This window comes from Streptomyces sp. NRRL S-920, from assembly GCF_000717945.1.
Classification (GTDB): domain Bacteria; phylum Actinomycetota; class Actinomycetes; order Streptomycetales; family Streptomycetaceae; genus Streptomyces; species Streptomyces alboniger.
This window is the reverse complement of sequence record NZ_JODF01000018.1, coordinates 62,722-86,314: the sequence shown is the minus strand read 5'-3', so window position 1 is coordinate 86,314 and position 23,593 is coordinate 62,722. Positions and strand designations below refer to the sequence as shown.

General features: G+C 72.1%; 17 protein-coding genes. 2 read left to right on the top strand and 15 right to left on the bottom strand.

Annotation, left to right across the window (positions count from 1 at the left end):
• The first annotated feature begins 19 nt into the window (after positions 1-19).
• Positions 20-1,087 (top strand): M48 family metallopeptidase, encoded by a 1,068-nt coding sequence (locus tag IG54_RS0115725; RefSeq protein WP_030783387.1) that lies wholly within the window; start codon positions 20-22, stop codon positions 1,085-1,087.
• 13 nt (positions 1,088-1,100) lie between these two features.
• Here the strand turns inward: IG54_RS0115725 and IG54_RS0115720 are convergent, their stop codons facing one another.
• The 5 genes from IG54_RS0115720 to proB all read right to left on the bottom strand — a co-directional run bounded on the left by IG54_RS0115720 (position 1,101) and on the right by proB (position 6,145).
• Positions 1,101-2,162 (bottom strand): hypothetical protein, encoded by a 1,062-nt coding sequence (locus IG54_RS0115720; RefSeq protein ID WP_030783384.1) that lies wholly within the window; start codon positions 2,160-2,162, stop codon positions 1,101-1,103.
• A 66-nt stretch (positions 2,163-2,228) separates the two neighbouring features.
• Positions 2,229-2,846, bottom strand: a complete 618-nt coding sequence (locus tag IG54_RS0115715; RefSeq protein ID WP_030783381.1) for a hypothetical protein — start codon at positions 2,844-2,846, stop codon at positions 2,229-2,231.
• A gap of 50 nt (positions 2,847-2,896) precedes the next feature.
• Positions 2,897-4,189, bottom strand: coding sequence for a glutamate-5-semialdehyde dehydrogenase (locus IG54_RS0115710; protein ID WP_030783378.1), 1,293 nt, complete (start codon positions 4,187-4,189; stop codon positions 2,897-2,899).
• A 123-nt stretch (positions 4,190-4,312) separates the two neighbouring features.
• On the bottom strand, positions 4,313-4,792 hold the full coding sequence (locus IG54_RS0115705; protein WP_037897177.1) for a hypothetical protein: 480 nt from the start codon (positions 4,790-4,792) through the stop codon (positions 4,313-4,315).
• A gap of 225 nt (positions 4,793-5,017) precedes the next feature.
• Complete coding sequence (proB, locus tag IG54_RS0115700; RefSeq protein WP_078594132.1) at positions 5,018-6,145, bottom strand: glutamate 5-kinase; 1,128 nt, start codon at positions 6,143-6,145, stop codon at positions 5,018-5,020.
• Between the two features lie 270 nt (positions 6,146-6,415).
• Between proB and IG54_RS0115695 the strand changes: the two genes are divergently transcribed.
• Positions 6,416-8,506, top strand: coding sequence for a hypothetical protein (locus IG54_RS0115695; protein ID WP_030783368.1), 2,091 nt, complete (start codon positions 6,416-6,418; stop codon positions 8,504-8,506).
• Between the two features lie 172 nt (positions 8,507-8,678).
• Here IG54_RS0115695 and obgE read toward each other — a convergent pair whose 3' ends face one another.
• The 10 genes from obgE to IG54_RS0115645 all read right to left on the bottom strand — a co-directional run bounded on the left by obgE (position 8,679) and on the right by IG54_RS0115645 (position 23,543).
• Positions 8,679-10,118 (bottom strand): GTPase ObgE, encoded by a 1,440-nt coding sequence (gene obgE / locus IG54_RS0115690; protein ID WP_030783364.1) that lies wholly within the window; start codon positions 10,116-10,118, stop codon positions 8,679-8,681.
• A gap of 110 nt (positions 10,119-10,228) precedes the next feature.
• Positions 10,229-10,483, bottom strand: coding sequence for a 50S ribosomal protein L27 (rpmA, locus tag IG54_RS0115685; RefSeq protein ID WP_010986870.1), 255 nt, complete (start codon positions 10,481-10,483; stop codon positions 10,229-10,231).
• 14 nt (positions 10,484-10,497) lie between these two features.
• Positions 10,498-10,818, bottom strand: a complete 321-nt coding sequence (gene rplU, locus IG54_RS0115680) for a 50S ribosomal protein L21 (RefSeq protein WP_028813461.1) — start codon at positions 10,816-10,818, stop codon at positions 10,498-10,500.
• 220 nt (positions 10,819-11,038) lie between these two features.
• Positions 11,039-12,391 (bottom strand): phospholipase D-like domain-containing protein, encoded by a 1,353-nt coding sequence (locus IG54_RS0115675; protein WP_030783355.1) that lies wholly within the window; start codon positions 12,389-12,391, stop codon positions 11,039-11,041.
• Between the two features lie 224 nt (positions 12,392-12,615).
• Entirely contained in the window at positions 12,616-16,962 is a 4,347-nt protein-coding gene (locus tag IG54_RS0115670) for an Rne/Rng family ribonuclease (protein WP_030783352.1), read from the bottom strand.
• A gap of 235 nt (positions 16,963-17,197) precedes the next feature.
• Complete coding sequence (locus tag IG54_RS0115665; protein WP_030783349.1) at positions 17,198-17,998, bottom strand: TIGR03936 family radical SAM-associated protein; 801 nt, start codon at positions 17,996-17,998, stop codon at positions 17,198-17,200.
• A 48-nt stretch (positions 17,999-18,046) separates the two neighbouring features.
• Positions 18,047-19,333 carry a hypothetical protein gene (locus IG54_RS0115660; RefSeq protein ID WP_030783346.1) on the bottom strand — a complete coding sequence of 429 codons (1,287 nt, stop codon included), beginning with the start codon at positions 19,331-19,333 and terminating at the stop codon, positions 18,047-18,049.
• 6 nt (positions 19,334-19,339) lie between these two features.
• Positions 19,340-19,888 (bottom strand): GNAT family N-acetyltransferase, encoded by a 549-nt coding sequence (locus IG54_RS0115655; RefSeq protein ID WP_030783343.1) that lies wholly within the window; start codon positions 19,886-19,888, stop codon positions 19,340-19,342.
• A 6-nt stretch (positions 19,889-19,894) separates the two neighbouring features.
• Entirely contained in the window at positions 19,895-21,820 is a 1,926-nt protein-coding gene (locus IG54_RS0115650) for a TIGR03960 family B12-binding radical SAM protein (protein ID WP_030783340.1), read from the bottom strand.
• A gap of 52 nt (positions 21,821-21,872) precedes the next feature.
• Complete coding sequence (locus tag IG54_RS0115645) at positions 21,873-23,543, bottom strand: CYTH and CHAD domain-containing protein (protein ID WP_030783338.1); 1,671 nt, start codon at positions 23,541-23,543, stop codon at positions 21,873-21,875.
• Between the last annotated feature and the right edge of the window lie 50 nt (positions 23,544-23,593).

Genomic DNA, 23,593 nt, shown 5'->3' with positions numbered 1-23,593 from the left:
GACACATGGGGGAATCGGCATGACCGACGGCAACCACCACAGCGGCGAGGGCGACGAGCGGGTGCCCAGCCGTCAGCGCAGGCGCTTCCCCGGGATCTCGTCTCGTGCCTACGAGCATCCGGCGGACCGCTCGGCTCTGGTGGCCCTGCGCAGGCTCAGCGGATTCGACACGGTCTTCAAGGCGCTCAGCGGCCTGCTGCCCGAGCGGAGCCTCAGGCTCCTTTTCCTGTCGGACTCCGTACGGGTATCCGACGCGCAGTTCGCGCACCTCAACACCATGCTGCGGGACGCCTGTTACATCCTGGACCTGGAGAAGGTCCCGCCGATGTACGTCAACCAGGACCCGAATCCGAACGCGATGTGCATCGGCCTCGACGAGCCGATCATCGTCGTCACCACGGGCCTGGTCGAACTGCTCGACGAGGAGGAGATGCGGGCGGTCGTCGGCCACGAGGTGGGCCACGCCCTCTCCGGGCACGCCGTCTACCGCACGATCCTGCTGTTCCTCACCAACCTCGCGCTGAAGGTCGCGTGGATCCCGCTGGGCAATGTCGCGATCATGGCGATCGTGACGGCGCTGCGGGAGTGGTTCCGCAAGTCCGAGCTGTCCGCGGACCGCGCGGGCCTCCTGGTGGGCCAGGACATCAAGGCCTCCATGCGGGGCCTGATGAAGCTCGCGGGCGGCAACCACCTGCACGAGATGAACGTGGACGCGTTCCTGGAGCAGGCCGAGGAGTACGAGGCCGGGGGCGACCTGCGCGACTCGGTCCTGAAGATCCTGAACATGCTGCCGCGTACGCACCCCTTCGCCACCGTGCGCGCCGCCGAGCTGAAGAAGTGGGCCGAGTCCCGCGACTTCCAGCGGATCATGGACGGCCACTACCCGCGCCGCGACGAGGACAAGGACACCTCGGTCTCCGACTCCTTCCGGCAGTCGGCCGCCTCGTACGCGGACGACGTACGCAACAGCAAGGACCCGCTGATGAAGCTGGTCAGTGATATCGCTGGCGGCGCGGGCGACCTGGGCGGCAAGCTGCGGGGGAAGTTCACGGGGCAGGACACCGACCGCCCCTCGGACGACAAGTAACTGGGTCACCGCGTCACAGCGAAGGCTGGGCGGCGGCCGCCAGCGACCCGCACAGCGCCGTCGCGCCCCCCGTGGCGTACGGATCGGTGCCGGGCGGGCCGCCCGTCCCCGCCCGCTGCCCGGCGAGCAGCGGCCGTAAGTGGTTCGCGGAGTCGGCCGCGCAGGTGAGCGGCCCCGCCTGGGTGGCGGAGGAGAGCAGCTCGGCCCGGTGCATCCGCAGGTCGTCGCGGTCGAAGCGGAAGTGCAGCTCGCGGCGGACGGTGAACAGCGACGCCGCCGCCTCGTCGCCGACGCGCTTCAGCGCGTACGCGAACGTATGGTCCGAGGTCACTTCGAGCGTGTTCTTGTCCGCCTCGACGACCCGCAGCGTGCCCTCGACCCTGACCCGCCGGTCGGCGAGCGCGGTCCGCGCCGGGTCGAACCGCACCAGCCAGCCGGTGGGCGCGTGCCGGCCGTCGGCGGCCGGGCGCGCGAAACTCCGGTCGAACTGGGCGAGTTGCTGAGGGTCGAGCAGCAGCCGCACGGAGCGCGGCGAGCCGCCGGTGAGCGTGTCCGGGTCGAGGGAGGACTCGACCAGATAGTCCTTGGCGGTGGTCAGGGCGGACGTCACCTGGCTGTCCGAGAAGTGCGCGGTGCGGTGCGCGGCGGGCAGGCCGATACCGGCGGCGCCCACCCGGAACCGTGCGGCGGGGCTGTGCGCGTAGAGGTCGGTGATCCTCGCGGAGCCGGGCACGCGGCCGTGCGGGGCGAGCGGTATCACCGTCATCCGCAGCGGCTCGGGGCGCTTGGCCGCGGGGCTCTGGTACGGATGCCGTATGCCCATGTAGATCGCCGTACCGAAGGCCAGGGCGATCAGCACGACGAGGAAGAGGGCCTGCCGGGACAGGCTCCGGTGGAGCGCGGGGCGGCGGCGCACGGCGCGCGCGTGGTCGCTCATGCGCTCCTGTGCGGAGAACTCCTGGAGGCGCGCAGCCCGCACGAACGACTCGTCGAAGACAACGGATCGGTACTCGTCGTCGCCACCGCTGGGAGCGTCCTCGGGCGTCCCGGCGGGTGGGTCTCCTGGCCCGCCCATACCTTCAGGGTAGGTCTCCGGACGGTCAGGTAAACGCGCTGGTACGCGACAAGTTCTGACGGCTCCTCATGGGGTGCGCGGCACCGCGGGGGCGGCTGACTGGCCGAAATCCGCGGATGCCGAGGGGCGGGAGGAGGCCTCCCTCTCGGCCTTGTCGCCGCTCTGTCCCACTTCGGTGGAGGCGGGCGCGGGCACGCGGTCCTGGCGGCCCGATGAGGTGCCGCGGTAGACGGCGGTGAAGGAGAGGGCGACCATGCCGACGCCCATCAGGAGGGCGAGCATCCAGGCGACGGGGCGGTGCCAGCGGGCGCGGCCGAGGTTGCGGCCGGGGCGGCCGTAGCCCCCCTCGGGGGTGTCGTGTTCGTAGGCCTCGTCGAGGTCGTCGTGGCCGAATTCGCCGCCGTCGGGGCCGAAGCCGTCGTCGTAGAAGTCGTCGTCCCCGCCGTCGTGGCCGAGGCGCCGGGTGCGGGCTCGGCGGGCCTCGGCCTCGGAGGCTTCGGCGCGCGCCTGGGCGGCGGCCAACAGGCGCTCCACCGCGGTCGGTTCATGGATCTCGGCGGCTCGTACGAAGTCCTCGTCGAAGACCACGGAGGCGAACTCTTCGTCCGCACCCCCGCGGTCGCGGTCGTCGTCGGGCTCCCAGCCGTCGGGGAACGACGGCGTGCCCCCCACGTCCTCCGGCACCCCTCCAGCGTAGCCCTGGAAGGGGTGATTTGGGCAGCCGGAAAGGGAATTCAGCGGATGTGGCCGTCGCCCGTGACGATGTACTTGGTCGAGGTCAGCTCGGGCAGCCCCATCGGGCCGCGCGCGTGGAGCTTCTGGGTGGAGATGCCGATCTCGGCACCGAAGCCGAACTGCCCGCCGTCGGTGAAGCGCGTCGAGGCGTTCACGGCGACCGTGGTGGAGTCGACGAGCTGCGTGAAGCGGCGGGCGGCCTGCTGCGAGGTGGTGACGATGGCCTCGGTGTGGCCCGAGGTCCACAGCCGGATGTGCTCGACGGCCTGCTCCAGGGTGTCGACGACGGCGGCCGCGATGTCGTACGAGAGGTACTCGGTCTCCCAGTCCTCGGTGGTCGCGGGCACGACGGTGGCCTTGGAGGCGTCCTTGTACGTGAGCACGCGCTCGTCGGCGTGCACGGTGACGCCGGCCTCGGCGAGGGCGGCGAGGGCGCGCGGCAGGAACGCGTCGGCGATGTCCTTGTGGACGAGCAGCGTCTCGGCGGCGTTGCAGACGCTGGGCCGCTGCGCCTTGGAGTTGATCAGGATGTCGACGGCCATGTCGAGATCGGCGGCGGCGTCCACGTAGACGTGGCAGTTGCCGGTGCCGGTCTCGATGACCGGGACGGTGGACTCCTCGACGACGGTCTTGATCAGCGAGGCGCCGCCGCGCGGGATCAGCACGTCGACGAGTCCGCGGGCGCGCATCAACTCCCTTACGGAGTCCCGGCTCTCGCCCGGGACGAGCTGGACGGCGTCCGCGGGGAGGCCGGCGCCGTGCACCGCGTCGCGCAGGACGCGCACGAGCGCGGTGTTCGACTCGTACGCCGATGACGAGCCGCGCAGCAGGACGGCGTTGCCGGACTTCAGGCAGAGGGCGGCCGCGTCCACGGTGACGTTCGGGCGGGCCTCGTAGATGATGCCGACCACGCCGAGGGGGACGCGGACCTGGCGCAGGTCGATGCCGTTGGGGAGCGTGGAGCCGCGGACGACCTCGCCGACCGGGTCGGGCAGGGCGGCCACGTCGCGCACGTCGGCGGCGATGGCGCGGACCCGCTCGGGGGTGAGGGTGAGCCGGTCCACGATCGACTCGCTGGTCCCGGCCTCGCGGGCGCGCGCGGTGTCCTTGGCGTTGGCCTCGACGATCTCGGCGGTCCGCACCTCCAGGGCGTCGGCGATCGCGAGGAGCGCGTCGTCCTTGGCCGCGCGGGGCAGCGGCGCGAGCGTGGCGGCGGCGCCGCGGGCGCGGTAGGCGGCCTGGGCGACCGGCGAGAGGTTGTCGTAGGGCGAGACGGGAGAGAGCGACGTCATATCCGCAGGGTAATCCCCGGGCGCGGGGCATCCACCCGGTATTCCAGTCCCCGAGACCGCGGGGCGGCGGCCGTGGGACGACGGCTCAAAACAGGCGCCGGTCCCCGGGCCGCGAAACGGCGATCAGAACGGATGTACGCCGACCGGTGTGGCCGGAAGCGGCCCGTACCCCTCCGCGATCCGCTGGTGATACGTGTCGCGGTCGATCACCTCAAGCCCCACGATCTCCCACGGCGGCAGCCGCGCGCTCTGCCGGTGCTCACCCCACAGCCGCAGCGCGACCGCGGCGGCGTCGTGCAGATCGCGGGCCTCTTCCCAGTAGCGGATCTCGGCGTGGTCCGGGGCGTACCGGCTGGTGAGGAGAAAGGGGTGGTCGTGGGCGAGCTGTTCGAGTCCTCGCCTGACCTCGCCCAAGGGGGCCTCGGTGCCCGAGACGCTCAGCGTGACGTGCCACAGACGGGGCGCCTCCACCGCGTCGCCCTCCCCGCTCTCGTGCGCCTCCCCCTCGTGCCCGGCGTGCGCCTCGCTCTCGTACGCCTCTCCCGCGGCGACGCTCGTCAGCGCCCGCTCAGCCGAGCCGCGGGCCGCCGCCCCAGGGCGCACTCGTCTCACGTCGGCCTCCTTTACGCAATGTCGGTGCGGATACGCAACGGTCGTGCGGAACTGTCTTCAACAAAGTTGAGCAGGCCAAGGGGGTCCGCGGGGCGCTTTTGGGGAGTTTCACCTCGCGCGGACCGTCCGGCCCGGGCCGATCGCGATGCTTTTCGGCCGAGGCCGGTGTGACGCGTGGGACGGGTGATCCGACGCGACCTGGGGCTTTCGGAGCGCCTATCCGTGGAGCGGAACGAGGTCGTCCCGGTGCACGACCTCCCGCTCGTACGCAGGTCCGAGTTCTCGCGCGAGATCCCGCGTGGAGCGGCCGAGGAGCTGCGGCAGCTCCTTCGCGTCGAAGTTCACCAGGCCGCGCGCGACGGGCCTCCCCCGGACGTCCCGCAGCTCGACCGGGTCGCCCGCGGCGAAGTCCCCCTCGACCGAGGCGATGCCCGCGGGCAGCAGCGATTTGCGCCCCTCGACGACCGCCCGCACCGCCCCGTCGTCGAGCGTGAGGGCTCCGCGCGGCTCGGAGGCGTGCTGGAGCCACAGCAGCCGGTCGGCGGAGCGGCGGCCGGTGCGGTGGAAGTACGTGCCCGTGGCGCGGCCCGCGAGGGCGTCACCGGCCTGGCTCGCGGAGGTCAGGACGACCGGGATCCCGGCGGCCGCGGCGATCCGGGCGGCCTCGACCTTGGTGACCATGCCGCCGGTGCCGACGCCGGCCTTGCCCGCGCTGCCGATCTGGACGTGCTCTATGTCGGCGGGCCCGGTCACCTCGGAGATCCGGGAGGTGCCCGGCTTGGCCGGGTCGCCGTCGTACAGGCCGTCGACGTCGGAGAGCAGGACGAGCAGGTCGGCGTGGACGAGGTGGGCGACGAGGGCGGCGAGCCGGTCGTTGTCGCCGAAGCGGATCTCGTCGGTGGCCACCGTGTCGTTCTCGTTCACCACGGGGAGCGCGCCCATCGCGAGCAGCTGGTCCAGGGTGCGGGAGGCGTTGCGGTGGTGGGCGCGGCGGGCCATGTCGTCGGAGGTGAGGAGCACCTGGCCGACGCGTACGCCGTAGCGCGCGAAGGACGCGGTGTAGCGGGCCACGAGCAGGCCCTGGCCGACGCTCGCGGCGGCCTGCTGGCGGGCCAGGTCCTTCGGGCGCCGTACGAGGCCGAGCGGGGCGAGGCCCGCGGCGATGGCTCCGGAGGAGACGAGCACGATCTCGCGCTCGCCGCCGCTGCGGCTCTTGGCCAGGGCGTCCACGAGGGCGTCGACGCGGTCGGCGTCCAGGCCCCCCGACGCTGTGGTCAGGGACGAGGATCCGACCTTGACGACGACCCGCTGGGCCTCTGCCACCGACTGCCTTGCCGCTGTCACGCGCTTCCCCACATTGTCCCGATGTCCCGGATCTGCAATCTACGTGAGGATGCGCAGGGCGCGCGCACCTGTTCCGCGGAGCGGGACCCGGCGGCTCGGGGCGCCCGCCGCTGACCCGCGAGGGGAAAAACACCCCCGAGGTTCAGTCTCCTTTGCCCCTTTATCAGGTGATTGACGTCACGGAAGATTGCTAGGGAGCCACCGCGCGTCATACGGTCAGTGGTCGACTTCCCCCCATTCCCTCTTCATCCCCGCCAGGAGCCCACGCCCGTGCCCTCTGCCGGACTCGTCCCTCGACGCATCGTGCAGCTCTCAGCGCTGTTCGCGATGCTCGCGCTCTTCACGGCCCAGCTCGTGACCGCGCTGCTCCCCTACGTCCCGGTGTTCATCGCCGCGGCCGCCGCGAACCTCGCGCTCGACATCTATCTCCAGTACAAGCAGCCGGGCCTCCTGTCGCTCCTTGGCAAGATCCGCTTCGACGTCACGGTCCGCCAGCTCCTGCGCGACATGCTGGTCCTGGTCGGCCTGCTGCGCATCGACGGCATAGAGCCGCTCGCCGAGCAGTCGCCGCTGACGATCACCCTGCTCGCGTTCTACGCCCTGCACTTCGGCTGCCAGGCCGTCGCCGTGATGGTGCGCCGCACCCGCGCGCTGCCGATCGTCACGCGCAACATCGACACCTCCGCGCTGCACCTGACGGCGGCCCCGCCGCGGATCCTCTCGCGCCGCCAGGCCCACCGCCTGCTCACGTTCTCGGTGCCCACGACGGTCGGCCTGCTGCTCACCGCGGCGACCACCGACGCGTACTGGGGCGGCATCGGCGTCGGCATCTCCCTCGCGCTCATAAGCGGTGGCGCCCTCTACCTCGCCACCTGGCTGCTGCCCAGGAAGCGGGCGAAGAACGACGAGCGGGTCATGGAGTGGCTCGACCAGTGGCTGGCCGACTACAAGCCGACCGTGGGCATGTACTTCTCGGGCGGCTCCACGTCCGCGTACCAGGCGAACATGTGGCTCTCCACACTCTCCAAGCTCGACGGCAAGCCGCTGATCGTGCTGCGCGAGCGGTTCATGGTGCAGAAGATCGACGCCACCGACGTCCCGATCATCTGCTTCCCGAAGGTCGCGACGATGTTCTCCCTGGAGACCTCGACGCTGAAGATGCTGCTGCACCCGGCGAACGCCGCGAAGACCTCGCAGGTCCTGCGCATCCCGACGATCAAGCACGCCTTCATCAACCACGGCGAGAGCGACAAGCTGTCCTCCTGCAACCCGTACGCGAAGGCCTACGACGAGGTGTGGGTGGCGGGCCCCGCGGCCCGCGACCGCTACCAGCTCGCGGACATCGGCGTCGACGACAAGGACGTGGTCGAGGTGGGCCGCCCCCAGCTCTCCCCGATCCTGCCGTTCGCGGGCGCGCCCACGGGCCCGTTCACGACCGTTCTGTACGCCCCCACCTGGGAGGGCTGGGACGGCAACCCCGGCAACACCTCGGTGGTCCTGGCCGGTGAGAACATCGTCCGCGAGCTGCTCGCCGACCCGGGCGTGCGGCTGCTCTACAAGCCGCACCCGATGACCGGCTCGCAGGACCCGCGCGCGGGCGCCGCCAACGAACGCATCAAGGCGATGATCCTCGCGGCCAACGCCAAGCGCTCGGGCGCCCGCCCCGGCCCCGAGGCCGCGGCCGAGCTGGAGCGCCGTACCGCCGCCCTGGACGAGCTGACCGCGCGCAAGTTCCGCAAGAGCGCGGACGAACAGGAGCGGATGATGCTCCAGGGCGCTCCGGACGGCGACGCGCAGGCCGCGGTGGCCGAGGCGACGGCCGCGTGGGAGGCGGCGTTCTGGGCGTCCTTCCCCGAGTGGGAGCACCAGATCATCACGTCCGCGCGCCCGGCGATCTTCTCCTGCTTCAACCAGGCGGACCTGCTGATCAGCGACGTCTCCTCGGTCGTCTCCGACTGGCTGAGCAGCGAGAAGCCGTACGCCGTCGCCAACACGGCGGGCATGTCCGAGGCGGAGTTCCGCGCGAGCTTCCCGACGGTGTCCGCGGCGACGATCCTGACGCCCGAGGCGGACGGCGTGGCGGCCCTTCTGAAGGCCGTACGCGCCCCGGAGCTGGACTCCCACGCGGAGGCCCGCGCCGAGCTGAAGGAGCACCTCCTGGGCCCCTCGGACCCGCCGTCCCTGGCCCGCTTCAACGCCGCGGCCCTGGCCCTGTGCGCCAAGGCCGACGCCCGCCGCGCCCGCATGGCCTCCCGCATCGACGCGGAGATCCCCGGCCAGCGCGTCGCGGAAGAGGCGGCGGAGGAGACGGCGCAGGATCCTTCGGAGTCGAACGGCGCGGAGGACTCGGTCTCCGCGTAGCCCCCTGACGCACACAGAAGGGCCCCGGAGCAAAAGCTCCGGGGCCCTTTCGTATAGCTGCTGTGGGCAATCGTGCCGCAGGGCGGCACGGGTGGGCACAGCCCCCGGCGCCGGGCACCGCCCAAGCGGGCAGCACCCCGGAATCCGCCCAGGGCGCCCCGCCAGCCCCCGCCTAGAACGGCTCGAAGTCGTCGTACTCCCGCTGCGCGTCGTCCCGCTCCGCCTCACGGTCCTTGCGGCGCTGCGCGGCCGGACGGGGCGCCTCAAGGCGGTGGTCCTCGCCACGGCGGCCCAGCATCTCGGCGCCCGCCATCATCGTCGGCTCCCAGTCGAAGACGACCGCGTTCTCCTCCGGGCCGATGGCGACGCCGTCGCCGGCGCGGGCGCCCGCCTTCATCAGCTGGTCCTCGACGCCGAGGCGGTTGAGGCGGTCCGCGAGGTAGCCGACGGCCTCGTCGTTGTTGAAGTCGGTCTGACGGATCCAGCGCTCGGGCTTCTCACCGCGCACGCGGTAGATGCCGTCCTCCTCTCGGGTGACCGTGAAGCCGGAGTCGTCGACGGCCTTGGGACGGATGACGATGCGGGTCGCCTCCTCCTTGGGCTTCGCGGCACGCGCGGCGGCGACCAGCTCGGCCAGACCGAAGGACAGCTCCTTGAGGCCCTTGTGGGCGACGGCCGACACCTCGAAGACGCGGTAGCCGCGCGCCTCCAGGTCGGGCCGGACCATCTCGGCGAGGTCCTGCCCGTCGGGCACGTCGATCTTGTTGAGGACGACGATGCGCGGACGGTTCTCCAGGCCCGCGCCGTACAGCCGCAGCTCCTCCTCGATGACGTCGAGGTCGGAGACGGGGTCGCGGTCGGACTCCAGGGTCGCCGTGTCGAGTACGTGCACGAGCACGCTGCACCGCTCGACGTGCCGCAGGAACTCCAGGCCGAGGCCGCGGCCCTGGCTCGCGCCCGGGATGAGGCCGGGCACGTCGGCGACGGTGTAGACGGTCGAGCCCGCCGTCACCACGCCGAGGTTCGGGACGAGCGTCGTGAAGGGGTAGTCCGCGATCTTCGGCTTCGCCGCGCTCAGCACGGAGATCAGCGAGGACTTGCCGGCGCTCGGGTAGCCCACCAGGGCGACGTCGGCGACGGTCTTCAGCTCCAGGACGAGGTCCCGCTCCTCGCCCGGCACACCGAGCAGCGCGAAGCCGGGGGCCTTGCGCCGGGCGGAGGCGAGCGCCGCGTTGCCGAGGCCGCCGCGGCCGCCCTGGCCGGCGACGAAGGTGGTGCCCTGGCCGACCATGTCGGCGAGGACGTTGCCCTCGCGGTCCATGACGACCGTGCCGTCGGGGACGGGCAGGACGAGGTCCTGGCCGTCCTTGCCGGAGCGGTTGTCACCGGCGCCGGGCTGGCCGTTGGTGGCCTTGCGGTGCGGGCTGTGGTGGTAGTCGAGCAGCGTGGTGACGTCCTGGTCGACGACCAGGATCACGTCACCGCCACGGCCGCCGTTGCCGCCGTCCGGGCCGCCGAGCGGCTTGAACTTCTCACGGTGAACGGAGGCACAGCCGTGGCCTCCGCTACCCGCGGCGACATGCAGCTCGACGCGGTCCACGAAGGTGGTCATGGTTCAGTGCCTCCAGAAGAAACGTGCGGGGGGTGTCTCTTGCGTAACACGCGAAAGGCGGACCCGCTTCCCCGCCGGGGAAGTGAGGTCCGCCTCGCGAAAAGAACCGATCAGGCGACCGGAACGATGTTCACGACCTTGCGGCCACGGTGCGTGCCGAACTCGACCGCGCCCGCGTCCAGCGCGAACAGGGTGTCGTCCTTGCCGCGGCCGACGCCCGAACCCGGGTGGAAGTGGGTGCCGCGCTGGCGGACCAGGATCTCACCGGCGTTGACGACCTGACCGCCGAAGCGCTTCACGCCGAGCCGCTGAGCATTGGAGTCGCGACCGTTCCGAGTGGACGATGCGCCCTTCTTGTGTGCCATCTTGTCTCAGTCCCTTACTTCGCAGCCGTGGGGATACCGGTGACCTTGATCGCCGTGTACTGCTGGCGGTGACCCTGGCGACGGCGGTAGCCGGTCTTGTTCTTGTACCGAAGGATGTCGATCTTGGCACCCTTGTGGTGGTCCACGACCTCGGCGGTGACCTTGATGCCGGCCAGGACCCACGGGTCGCTGGTGACGGAGTCGCCGTCGACAACGAGCAGGGTCGAGAGCTCGACCGTGTCGCCAACCTTGGCCGTGGGAATCTTGTCAACCTCAACGATGTCGTCGACAGCAACCTTGTGCTGGCGACCACCGCTGCGCACGATGGCGTACACGCGGATCTCTCTCTCGCTCGGAACGGGACCCCCGCAGTCCAGCCACCCACGAAGGCGGGCGGCCTCTCCCCAACCCGGGACAGTGCCCACGGTCTGGGAGGAAAAGGGTTTACAGGGGGCGGGCGTGCATAGGAACACGCCGACGGTCAAGGTTACGGGGCCCGCCCTGAAGGGTCAAACCGGGCCCCCGGTCCCCCGCTCACCCGGGCGGCCCGCACCGTCACGTGGTCGGCTTCTCACCGTCCGGCGGCAGCGGCTTGACGCCCTTGCACAGGTCGGTCGTGTCGGAGGCGCCCGGCCAGGCCAGGGCCCCCGTGCGGTTGAAGTGCGAGCGGTAGGTGTCGTGCACCGAGTCGTCGTCGACCTTGACGATCGCCTCGTCGTTCTCGCGCAGCGCGGGCGCCGTGTAGTTCTGCGAGCCCGTGAAGGAGACCTTGTTCCGCTTGCCGTCGTACATGCCGTCGATGAGCAGGTACTTCGAGTGGATGATGTAGGGCGTGATCAGCTTGGCGCCGGGGTTCAGCGGGTCCCTGTCGTCGTTGTAGCAGCGCACGGAGGGGCCACCGGGCTGGTGGAGCTGCTCCCAGGTGCCGGGGGTGCCGCCCTGGCTCTTGGCGCTGTCCGTCTCGGCGTACAGGATGCTGACGTCGCAGCCGGCCTTCTTCAGGGAGACCAGCTTGTCGGCGATCTGCTTGCGCGTGATCTTGAAGATGGCGGCGCGGACCTTGGTGCGCTGGGTCACGCCCGCCGAGTCCCGGTAGGTGCACCGGATGTTGTTCATGACCGAGTACATGGTGTCGGTCTCGTTGACCGTGCCGTTGCGCGGGAAGAAGTACGCCTTGTAGCGGCCGCTGCTGACCGTGCGGTAGTCCCAGCCCTGCCAGTCCTTGCCGAGCATGTCCGTGAAGTACTCGGCGTACGCGTCGTACATGGCGGGGTTGTTCGGCAGCAGCAGCGCGTCGTTGAAGAACTTCGTGTGCGCGGAGGGCGTCGAGTTCGACGTGGTCTGTACGACGACGTCCCTGGCCCCCTCGACCTGCGAGAACAGCCAGAACTTGTTGTGCATGATCGACTTGCCGTACCGCGGGTCGCCCAGGCAGGACTTGCCCGCCGGGCACATCGCCACGAAGGACGGCTTGCTCCTGCTCGTGCCGAGCCCGGCCACCAGCTTGGTGTACGCCATGTTCGCGGGCCGGTCGCTCTTGCTCGACTCGTCCAGCAGGACCTGGACGTGCACGCCGCGCTTCTTGGCGTTCACCAGCGCCTCGACGATCGGCGCCTCCCACACGTGGTAGACCGCGACCTTGATCGTCGAGCCCGGCACCGCCGAGTTCGTCAGCTGGATCAGCCGGGTGCGGATCGCGTGCTGCTGGTCGACGCCGGCCTTCGGATCGTTGAAGATCGGGCCCTCGGTCCAGGTCGGCGTCGTGTCCGCCGAAGCGGTGCCCACCGACCCCGCGGCCTGGATCCCCGCGGCCGACAGGACCGTGGCCAGCGCCACCGCCTGGCGTCCGCCCTTGACCGGCTTCGCCGCACGGTGTCGTCCCGTGCCCCGCAGGCGCACGTGCGCCATCTGTCATCCCTCCCCGACGAGGGCGCGCCGTCTCCCCAACAAGCGCGCCGACATCCCTGTTGATCCGTCAGACCGCATGAGTTTTGCAGGTGTTGTCCGCGCGCTCAAAGTCGAGGGGTGCCGCTTCACGCTTTCGAGCTGTGACGGTGCGTTTCCCGGACACGCCGGTGCCCCCCTGCTCAAGCCCTACGGCCGAACAGGGGGGCACCGGGTCCGCGAAGCGGTCAGCCCTCGCTGGAGGCGGTGGCCGAGACACCGGACGGCTTCTGCTCCGCCGCCGCTGCCTTCTTCGCCGTCGCCTTCGACGCCTTCTTGGCCGTCGTCTTCTTGGCGGCCGTCTTCTTGGCCGCGGTCTTCTTGGCGGCCGTCTTCTTGGCGGGCGCCTTCTTCGCGGCCTTACGCGCCGTCTTCTTGGCCGGAGCCGCTTCCTCGGCGGGAGCCTCGGCCTCGGCCGCGGGCTTCTCCGCCTCGGTCTTCGCGGGCTCGGCCTTCACGGCCTCGGCCTTCTCCGCCGACGGGACGACCACGACGGCCGCCTCCTCGGACGCGGTCGGCGCGGTGGCCTTGCGCACCGCGCGGCGCCGCGGACGGGCCGGGGCGGCGTCGGCGACGGGCGCCTCGGCCACGGGCTCGGCCACCGGCTCGGCGGCGGGCTCCGCCTTGGGCGCCGGGGCCACGACGACCTCGGCGCTCTCCGGTTCGGCGCTCTGCGCGACCTTCGGCGAACCGGCGGGCGACGTCGCCTTGCGGACGGCACGACGGCGCGTACGTCCCTTCGGCGCGGCGTCCTCCACGGGGGCCTCGGTGTGTGCCTCGTGCGCCTCGTGCGCCGCCTCGACGGCCTGGGGGGTGCCGACCATCGGGTCCTCGGCGGCGGGCGCCGCGGTGCGCGCGGCGTCGGAGCCGACGACCGGGACCTCGGCCCTCACGGCCTGCTCCTCCGCCTCGGCCCTCGCGGCCCGTCCGGCGGCCCGCTCGGCTGCCTTCTCCGCGGCCTTGGCCCTCTTGCCCGACCGCTTCGAAGGCTCCGCCTTGGGAGCCTCCTCCTGCGGAGCCTCGGCGGGAGCGGCCTCGGCGCGGGGAGCGCCCGCGGGGGCCGAGGCCCGCCGCGTCGCCCTGCGCCGGGAGCGGCCACCGCGCGAAGCGGCGGCCTCGGCCTCGGCCGCGCTGCTGTACAGCTCCTCGTCCGGGACGAACTCGGGCTCGGGCAGCGCCACCGGGGCGGCGACCTCCGCGGCGATCTCGTCCGCGGTCTCGATGGCCTGCTCGACGGCCTCGACGGCCTCGATGTCGTCGACGCCCTCGGCCTCGTGCTCGTGACCGTGGTCCTGGTGGTCCACGCCGCCACGCCCGCGCTTCTTGCGCTTGCCGCCGCCACCGGCGGCGGCGGGCTGCTCCATGTGCACGATGACGCCGCGGCCGTTGCAGTGCACGCAGGTCTCGGAGAAGGACTCCAGGAGCCCCTGACCGACCCGCTTACGGGTCATCTGCACCAGGCCGAGCGAGGTGACCTCGGCGACCTGGTGCTTCGTACGGTCACGGCCGAGGCATTCGAGCAGCCGGCGCAGGACCAGATCGCGGTTGGACTCCAGGACCATGTCGATGAAGTCGATGACGACGATGCCGCCCAGGTCGCGCAGCCGCAGCTGGCGCACGATCTCCTCGGCCGCTTCGAGGTTGTTCCTCGTCACGGTCTCTTCGAGGTTGCCGCCCTGACCGGTGAACTTGCCGGTGTTGACGTCGACGACGATCATCGCCTCGGTCTTGTCGATCACCAGCGAGCCGCCGCTGGGCAGCCAGACCTTGCGGTCCAGGGCCTTCGCGAGCTGCTCGTCGATGCGGTACGTCGCGAAGACGTCGACCTCGGAGGTCCACCTCGAGAGGCGGTCGGCCAGGTCGGGCGCGACGTGCGAGACGTATCCGTGGATGGTCTGCCACGCGTCGTCACCGCTCACGATGACCTTGGAGAAGTCCTCGTTGAAGATGTCGCGGACGACACGGACGGTCATGTCCGGCTCGCCGTACAGCAGGCTCGGCGAGCTGGTGGAGATCGCCTTCGCCTTCTTCTGGATCTCTTCCCACTGCCCCTGGAGACGCTCGACGTCACGGCGCAGCTCGTCCTCGCTCGCGCCCTCGGCGGCGGTGCGCACGATGACGCCCGCGTCCTCGGGGACGATCTTCTTGAGGATGGTCTTCAGACGCGCGCGCTCGGTGTCGGGCAGCTTGCGGCTGATGCCGGTCATCGACCCCTCGGGGACGTAGACCAGATAGCGGCCGGGCAGCGAGACCTGGCTGGTCAGGCGGGCGCCCTTGTGGCCGATCGGGTCCTTGGTGACCTGGACGAGGACCGACTGGCCGGACTTCAGCGCGGACTCGATGCGCCGGGGGCCGTTGGCCATGCCGAGCGCTTCGAAGTTGACCTCACCGGCGTACAGGACGGCGTTGCGCCCCTTGCCGATGTCGATGAACGCGGCCTCCATGGAGGGCAGCACGTTCTGCACCTTGCCGAGGTAGACGTTCCCGACGTACGAGGTCGCCTGTTCCTTGTTGACGTAGTGCTCGACGAGGACGTTGTCCTCAAGGACGCCGATCTGGGTGCGCTCGCCGTTCTGGCGTACGACCATCACGCGCTCGACGGCCTCGCGGCGCGCGAGGAACTCCGCCTCGGTGATGATCGGCACCCGGCGGCGGCCCTGCTCGCGGCCCTCGCGGCGGCGCTGCTTCTTGGCCTCCAGACGGGTCGAGCCCTTGATGGACGTGACCTCGTCGACGCCGGTACCCAGCTCGCGCTCTTCCTTCTTGCGCGGCTCCCGGACCTTCACGACCGTACGCTCCGGGTCGCCGTCGCCCGGCTCGCCCTCGGCGGAGTCACCGGCACGGCGACGACGGCGGCGACGGCGACGGCTGCTGCTGGAGCCGGATCCGCCGTTGTCCGAGGTCGCGTCCTCCGCGTCGTCCTCGGCGTCCTCGGCGGCCTGCTCGGCGGTGTCCTCGGCGTCCTGCTCCGCCTGCTCGGCGGCGGTGTCGTCGTCGGCGTCGGCCGTGGTGTCGTTCTGCTCGTCGTCCTGGTCGGCCAGGTCACCGCGGCGACGGCGGCGGCCACCGCGACGGCGCCTGCGGCCCTGGCGCTCGCCCGAGTCCTCCGCGTCGTCGTCGGAGTCGGCCTGCTCGGCGGCCGTGTCCTCGGCCTCCTCGGCCTGCTGCTCCTCGACGGCTGCCGGGGCGGCCTTGACCGGCTCCCGCTCCTCGACGGCGGCGGGCTGCTCCTCCGCGGCCCGACGGCGGCGACGGCGGCGCGGCGCCGTCTCCTCCTCCGCCACGGGGGCGGCGGGCTCCTCGACGGACTCCTCGGCGGCCTCGGCGGCGGCCGCGGCGGCGGCGGTCTCCGGCGTCTGGAACATCGGCGCGGCGAACACCGGCGCCTGGAAGACGGCGACGGCGGGACGGGCGGGCTTGCGGCCGCCGCCCTCACCGGACGTGTCGGCGCTCTGGGCCTTGCGGGCCTTGTGACCGGCGGGCGCGGAGAATCCGACGGCCGCGGTCTTACGGGTGGCGCGACGGCGACGGCCACGGGGGGCGTCGTCGTCCACGGGCTCGGCGGAGGCCTCCTCGACCGGCGCGGGCTGCTGCTGAGCGGCCTGCTCGGTGGCGGTGGTCTCCTCGGGCTTCTCGGCGGCCTTCGGCTCACCGGCGGGCGCGGAGGCACTACGGGTGGCGCGGCGGCGCGAGCGGCGCGGCGCGGCCTCCTCGGCGACCGGCTCGGCCTCCTCGACCTCAGCGGCGGCCACGGCAGGCGCAGGCTCGACGACGGCGGGCGCCTCGGCGGAGGCCTTCGGCTCCCCGGCGGGCGCGGAGGCACGGCGGGTGGCGCGACGGCGAGCACGCGGCGCGGGAGCGGCTTCCTCCTCGGCAGCGGGCGCGGCCTCGACATCCACGGAACCCTCGGCGGCGACCTCCACGGCCTCGGCGACCTCAGCGGCCTGCGGAGCACCGGCAGGAGCGGAGGCACGGCGGGCGGCACGACGGCGCGTACGCGGCGCCGGGGCGGCCTCCTCAGCCTCCGGGGTCTCCTCCGCGACAGGCGCGGAAGCCTCGGCGGCGGGCGCGGCGGCCTCGGGCACCTCAGCGGCGGCCTTCGGCTCACCAGCGGGCGCGGAGGCACGGCGGGTGGCGCGACGGCGAGCACGCGGCGCGGGAGCGGCTTCCTCCTCGGCAGCGGGCGCGACCTCGACATCCACGGAACCCTCGGCGGCGACCTCCACGGCCTCGGCGACCTCAGCGGCCTGCGGAGCACCGGCAGGAGCGGAGGCACGGCGAGCGGCGCGACGGCGAGCACGCGGCGCCGGGGCGGCCTCCTCGGCGGGCGCGGGGGCCTCGGCCGTGGCGGCCTCCTCGGCCTCGGTCACGTCTTCGGCGGCGGGGGTGGCCGGTATGGCCGGGGCCGCGGCCTCGGTGGTGCCCGCGGGCGGTCCCGCGGGGCGCGACGCGGCGCGGCGCCTGCGGCGCGGCGGCAGGGTGTCGCTGGGGGTGTTGTTCTGCGAGCCCTCAGTGGGTTCGGTCGGCTCAAGCATGCGGGCGGTTCTCCCGTCACGCTCCCGGGCGCCGCGCCTGGTCCGGTGATGTCCGCGGCTCGCGCTAGGTGCGCGGGGCCGCCATCCGGGGGCGGGGCGCCGCACGGGAGCTCTCTATGTCTTGTCTCGCCGGTTCCGTACGCCCAAATGCGGACGGCCTGGCGAAAGTCTCGGTCAGTGCGCTGCCCGACCCAGGTGGCTCCCGAGTACGAGGGCTGCGCGGTGACGTACGTCCTTAGCGGGGGCCTTCCGGCACCGGCGCCTTCGCGGCGGCAGATACGGCGGCCGTGGGTGGGGCGGCCGTGACTGCCTCGCGGTCGGGCGCGAGCGGGTCGGTCACCGTGCCGGTCTCTTCATCGAAAAGCCCCTGCGCCAGCCTGGTCACCGCTGCGGGGACCGGCGGCGCCAGGTCGGCCACGGCTCGGAGACCGGACAGGACGTCGTCAGGTCGTACGGCAGGTGTCAGATGCCGAACAACCAGCCGCAGTATCGCACAGGGCTTGTCGCTCGGCCTATCGGTGTCGTGCGCGAGCGCCTCACCATCGGTGACCGCTTCCAGGCTCACCACGGCCTCGCGCGCGTCGAACGTACGCATGCCGTTCTTCGTGCGGCGCTGCACCTCGACCGTCTCCGCGGCGCGGAACAGCTCGGCCGCGCGCTGTGCCTGTGCGGGCTCCACGCCGTCGAGGCGCAGCTCCCAGACGGAGGCGGTCAGCCGGTCGGCGAGGCCCGAGGTGCGGGACTCGACGGCGTCGGTGATGTCGAGGCCGTCCGGCAGCGATTCGTTCAGCAGCTCGCGCAGCTGGTCGGGGTCGCGCGGCGCGGTGAGCGCGATCTCCAGGTACTCGGCCTCACTGCCCGTGCCGGTGGGTGCGGCATTGGCGTACGACACCTTCGGGTGCGGGGTGAACCCCGCCGAGTACGCCATGGGCACCTCGGCGCGGCGCAGCGCTCGCTCGAAGGCGCGCTGGAAGTCACGGTGGCTGGTGAACCGGAGGCGGCCGCGCTTGGTGTAGCGCAGGCGGATGCGCTGCACCGCGGGTGCGGGCGGCGGGCCTTCGGGCTGTCGCTTGCCCAGTGTCGTTCAGTCCTTCGTGAGTGCGGTCGTACTGCTACCTAGAGTACGTGTCCCGGGCGCGTCAGGTTCCCGCCGGGCCACCGGAACGGGCACGGCCTCTCCAGGCCCCGCCCCCACCGGCACCGGCTGCCTCGGTGCCCCGAACAGCATGCGCCGTACGTCGGCCCGCGCCTGTCGCACGCTCTCGCGCGCGGAGGTGAGGGCCTGCCGGGTGGCGCGGCGCACCTCCTTGACGGCTCTGGCGGCGGGGCGCCATACGGCGTCGCGGACCACGTGCCCGACGGGGGTGAGGACGGTCCGGTAGACCCACCGCACCGGCTCGACGAAGATCCACCGAAGGAGTTTCGCGAGGAACCGGCCGATGACGAGGGAGATGTGCCCGGCGACGCGCCAGGCGTGGCCGAGGGCGTCACCGATCTCCCGCGCCACGACGGCGACGGCCCGCCCGAGGGGCGCGAGCACCCAGCGCCACAGGGCGACGACGGGCGCGACGAAGATCCAGCGGAACAGCGCCGATACGACGGTCCAGATGCCGCGCGCGAGCCACGCGATGCCGTGCCCGAGCGGCGTCAGGACCGCCCGGTACAGCCACACCGCGGGGATCACGATCAGCACCCGGCCCAGCCAGGCGAGACCCGCGCCGACCGGCACGACCACATACCGCCACAGCCCCACCCACGGCCACACGAAGACCGCCTTGAACAGCCACGTCAGCACGGCGCCGATGCCGCGCCCGGCGGCCGCCGCTCCGCTGCCGATGACCCTCGCCAGCCAGGCGATGCCGTGCCCGACCGGTGTCAGCACGCGCGCGTAGAACCACGCGGCCGGGATCGCGACGAGGTGGCGCCACAGCCACGCGCAGCCCGCGCCGACGCCGAGCGCCAGCCAGGCGATGCCGTGCCCGAGCGGCGTCAGGACCGCCCGGTAGAACCACACCACCGGCGTCACGACGAGCACCCGGCCCAGCCAGGCGAGACCCGCGCCGACCGGCACGACCACATACCGCCACAGCCCCACCCACGGCCACACGAACACGGCCTTGAACAGCCACGTCAGCACGGCGCCGATGGCACGCCCGACCGGGCGGACGCCCCGGTAGTAGAGGAAGCGGCCGCAGACGGTGAGCGCGTCCCAGACCAGGCGTACGGGCACGACGAGCACGAGCACGACGATCCGCACCGGCAGTCGGATCGCGACGGCGAGACAGCCCTCCGCCTGCGGAGGGTGCCGGTCGGCCTGCCCCGGTGGGGGCTGCTGGGCAGCCTCGTGGGGAGGTCGTTTTTCCAGGTCCATGCTGTCCTAGACGCGCGGGAGTCCGGTTCGGATCCAGTACCGCAGCTTTCCGCCCCGCTCGTCCTCGAAGACACCGCCCGACGCCTCGATGACCTTGCGCGAGCCGGTGTTGTCGGTGTCGCAGGTCACCAGGACGGATTCCAGGCCGAGTCCGGCCGCGTACGGCAGGCAGGCGCGCAGCATCTCGGTGGCGTGGCCGCGGCGGCGCGCGGTGGGGCGGACGTCGTAGCCGATGTGGCCGCCGTACTCGCGCAGGAAGCGGGTGGCGATGGAGTGCCGGACGGTGACGCGGCCGAGGTAGTCGCCGCCGTCGACGTACCAGAGGGTCGTGACGGGGACGGCGAGCGGCCCCTCGGAGCGCGCGGCGGCAGCGGCGGTCTCGGCGAGGTAGCGCTCGAAGACGGCGGGGTCGTGCCACTTCTCGCCGTAGTCGCGCAGGGTGCGGCCGAGGGTGGTGTCGTCGTCGGGCCCGCCCCGCCCCTCGGCCCGGAACTCCTCCATCGCGGCGATGTAGGAGCGGTGGACCAGGGCGGTGGGCGGGACGAGCCGGGGCACGTACGGCTACTTGACGACCGTGAGCGGCAGCAGCTTCTTGCCGGTGGGGCCGATCTGGATCTCCGTCTGCATGGCGGGGCACACGCCGCAGTCGAAGCACGGCGTCCAGCGGCAGTCCTCGACCTCGGTCTCGTCGAGCGAGTCCTGCCAGTCCTCCCAGAGCCAGTCCTTGTCGAGACCGGAGTCCAGGTGGTCCCAGGGCAGGACCTCCTCGTACGTACGCTCACGCGTGGTGTACCAGTCGACGTCGACGCCCATCTCGGGCAGCGCCTTGTCGGCGCAGGCCATCCACCTGTCGTAGCTGAAGTACTCGCGCCAGCCGTCGAAGCGGCCGCCGTCCTCGTAGACGGCGCGGATGACGGCGCCGATGCGGCGGTCGCCGCGGGAGAGCAGGCCCTCGACGATGCCGGGCTTGCCGTCGTGGTAGCGGAAGCCGATCGAACGGCCGTACTTCTTGTCGCCGCGGATCTTGTCGCGGAGCTTCGCCAGCCGGGCGTCGGTCTCCTCGGAGGAAAGCTGCGGGGCCCACTGGAACGGCGTGTGCGGCTTGGGCACGAAGCCGCCGATCGACACCGTGCAGCGGATGTCGTTCGAACCGGAGACCTCACGGCCCTTGGCGATGACCTTCGTCGCCATGTCGGCGATCTGGAGGACGTCCTCGTCGGTCTCGGTGGGCAGGCCGCACATGAAGTACAGCTTCACCTGCCGCCAGCCGTTGCCGTACGCCGTCGAGACGGTGCGGATGAGGTCGTCCTCGGACACCATCTTGTTGATGACCTTGCGCATGCGCTCGGAGCCGCCCTCGGGGGCGAAGGTCAGGCCCGACCTGCGGCCGTTCCTGGTCAGTTCGTTCGCCAGGTCCACGTTGAAGGCGTCGACGCGGGTCGAGGGGAGGGACAGGCCGATCTTGTCCTCCTCGTACCGGTCGGCGAGGCCCTTGGCCACGTCGGCGATCTCGCTGTGGTCCGCGGAGGAGAGCGAGAGCAGGCCGACCTCTTCGAAGCCGGTCGCCTTGAGACCCTTCTCGACCATGTCGCCGATGCCGGTGATGCTTCGCTCCCGCACGGGGCGCGTGATCATGCCGGCCTGGCAGAAACGGCAGCCGCGGGTGCAGCCGCGGAAGATCTCGACGGACATCCGCTCGTGGACGGTCTCGGCGAGCGGGACGAGGGGCTGCTTGGGGTAGGGCCACTCGTCGAGGTCCATGACGGTGTGCTTGGACACGCGCCACGGCACGCCGCTGCGGTTCGGGACGACGCGGCCGATGCGGCCGTCCGGGAGGTACTCGACGTCGTAGAAGGCCGGGATGTAGACCGAGCCGGTCTTCGCGAGGCGGAGCAGGACCTCCTCGCGGCCGCCGGGGCGGCCCTCCGCCTTCCAGGCGCGGACGATCTCCGTCATGTCGAGCACGGCCTGCTCGCCGTCGCCGATGATCGCGGCGTCGATGAAGTCGGCGATCGGCTCGGGGTTGAAGGCGGCGTGGCCGCCGGCGAGCACGATCGGGTCCTCGACGGTGCGGTCCTTGGACTCCAGCGGGATGCCCGCGAGGTCCAGGGCGGTCAGCATGTTGGTGTAGCCCAGCTCGGTGGAGAAGCTGAGCCCGAACACGTCGAAGGCCTTCACCGGGCGGTGGGCGTCCACCGTGAACTGCGGGACCTGGTGCTCGCGCATCAGCGCCTCCAGGTCCGGCCACACGCTGTACGTGCGCTCGGCGAGGACGCCGGGGCGTTCGTTGAGGACCTCGTACAGGATCATGACGCCCTGGTTGGGCAGTCCGACCTCGTACGCGTCCGGGTACATGAGCGCCCAGCGGACGTCACACTCGTCCCAGTCCTTGACGGTGGAGTTGAGCTCTCCGCCGACGTACTGGATGGGCTTCTGGACATGCGGGAGAAGCGCTTCCAGGCGTGGGAAGACCGACTCGACAGGCATCGCGAGATCTCTCATGAGCTGGCAGGGGTGACCATCAAGCGTACCCCGGTGTTCAGCTGCCGAGCGCCGCCCGCAGTTTCCGCCGGGACGCCTCGGCCCACACCCCCGGCAGTTCCCGCTCCCGGTCCGCCGCGCTCGCCTCCTCCTGGCCGTACAGGAGGCCCCAGGTAAACGCGGTCTCGCCCGCGAGGTGGGCCTGGACGGCCAGGGCGCGCAGGGCCTCGCGGGCGACCACGCTGTCCTGGTGGCCGCCGAGGACGGTCTGGACGGACTTCATCCGCTTCGCGAACCGTTTGGCGGGCTTGCCGAGCGCGGGGACGGCGGCCTCGCCCGCGTACCGGGCGCGCTTGGCGGCCTTGCGGGCCTCGTGCATGGCCCGGTCGCGCTCGTCGCCGGGGGCCAGCGCGAGAGCGTGTTCGACGCGGGTCGCGAGGCGGGCGTAGTCCTTCAGGAGCGCCTTGGGCAGCGCCTTGGCGGGCGGCGCGGAGGCGGCGGGGCGCAGCGGGGGCTCGGCGAGCAGCGCGTCGATGGTGTTGAGGAGGGTGAGGTAGCGCCTGCTTTCGAGTAGGGCGACCGTCCTGCGCCGTGAGCCGGTGCGGCGGGTGACGGACCAGACGCGCAGCCGCCCGCGCACCGGGCCGAGCAGGAGCGTCTTGGGGAGCGCCTCGACGCGGGCGACCAGGCGGTCGGTGAGGACTTCCTGGTCGCGGTCGACGCCCAGCTCCCCCGCGAGCCACTTCAGCTCGTCGCCCACGGGGTCGGTGACCGTACGGTCGAGGACCTTTCGGTACGACTTGAAGGCGCTGCGCATCCGGCGGGTGGCGACCCGCATCTGGTGCACGGAGTCGGGCAGGTCGCGGCGGACGGCGGGGTCGAGCGAGACGATCGCGTCGCGCTGGGCGCGGAGGTAGGCGACGGCGTGGTCGCCCGCGGTGCCGGTCCCCTCCCCGACGGCCTCCCGCACCGCCTCGGCCACGGCCTCGCTCTTGCCGGCCGGCTTGCCCGCGCCGACCGCTCCCTCGGCGGGGCGGACCTCGTCGGCCGCGGCCTTCTTGGCCTTGCGCCCCTTGGAGGCGGCCTCCTTGGGGGCGGACTTCTTGGAGACAGCCTCCTGGGGCGCGGTCTCCTTCAGCGCCCTGGCCAGTTTCGAGGAGGCGGTGGACCGTCGTACGCCCGCCTTCCTCAGCTTCTTCTCGACCTTGTCCAGGAGCGCGGGATCGCAGCCGTCGGCCAGTTCCACCTCGATCTCGGACCATTCGGCCGTGCCGCCGCCCGGGGTGAGCCGCTCCGCGATCACTCCGTCGACGCTGACCTCGGCGAGCAGCGCGCCCTTCGCGTCGACGAGGTGGCGCAGCTTCCGCGCGGACAGCAGGCGGACGACGGGTACGAGGTCGGCCTCGCGGACGCGGGAGCGCACGAGGCCGAGCAGGGAGCGCGGCACGGTGTCGGAGAGCGGCTCGTGGACCTCGTCCCGTACGCCCTGCGCGAGCGAGACCGGCAGCTTCAGGTGCCAGCCCTCGTCGGCGCCGCCGGTGCGGCGGCGCAGGGTGATGGAGGCGGCGGCGAGGCGCTGGTCGGAGGTGTCCCAGTAGACGGCGTCCAGTTCGACGACGCCCTTGTCGAGGACGTCCCCGACCCCGGCCACCCCGCTGAGATCGGGCAGCTCCGCGTCCGCCCCGTCGACGTCGTACTTCCGCTCGATCTCGCGCTTCGTCTCCGCCATGAATTGAATCTAGACGCGAAACGCGAGACCAAACATGCCCGCGACGGGAC

Excerpts from the sequence above, each read along its gene's own strand:
- IG54_RS0115720 (WP_030783384.1), bottom strand. The coding sequence starts at position 2,162 with ATGGGCGGGCCAGGAGACCCACCCGCCGGGACGCCCGAGGACGCTCCC.
- IG54_RS0115670 (WP_030783352.1), bottom strand. The coding sequence starts at position 16,962 with ATGCTTGAGCCGACCGAACCCACTGAGGGCTCGCAGAACAACACCCCC.
- IG54_RS0115660 (WP_030783346.1), bottom strand. The coding sequence starts at position 19,333 with ATGGACCTGGAAAAACGACCTCCCCACGAGGCTGCCCAGCAGCCCCCA.
- IG54_RS0115675 (WP_030783355.1), bottom strand. The coding sequence starts at position 12,391 with ATGGCGCACGTGCGCCTGCGGGGCACGGGACGACACCGTGCGGCGAAG.
- obgE (WP_030783364.1), bottom strand. The coding sequence starts at position 10,118 with ATGACCACCTTCGTGGACCGCGTCGAGCTGCATGTCGCCGCGGGTAGC.
- IG54_RS0115710 (WP_030783378.1), bottom strand. The coding sequence starts at position 4,189 with ATGACGTCGCTCTCTCCCGTCTCGCCCTACGACAACCTCTCGCCGGTC.
- IG54_RS0115645 (WP_030783338.1), bottom strand. The coding sequence starts at position 23,543 with ATGGCGGAGACGAAGCGCGAGATCGAGCGGAAGTACGACGTCGACGGG.
- rpmA (WP_010986870.1), bottom strand. The coding sequence starts at position 10,483 with ATGGCACACAAGAAGGGCGCATCGTCCACTCGGAACGGTCGCGACTCC.
- IG54_RS0115725 (WP_030783387.1), top strand. The coding sequence starts at position 20 with ATGACCGACGGCAACCACCACAGCGGCGAGGGCGACGAGCGGGTGCCC.
- IG54_RS0115650 (WP_030783340.1), bottom strand. The coding sequence starts at position 21,820 with ATGCCTGTCGAGTCGGTCTTCCCACGCCTGGAAGCGCTTCTCCCGCAT.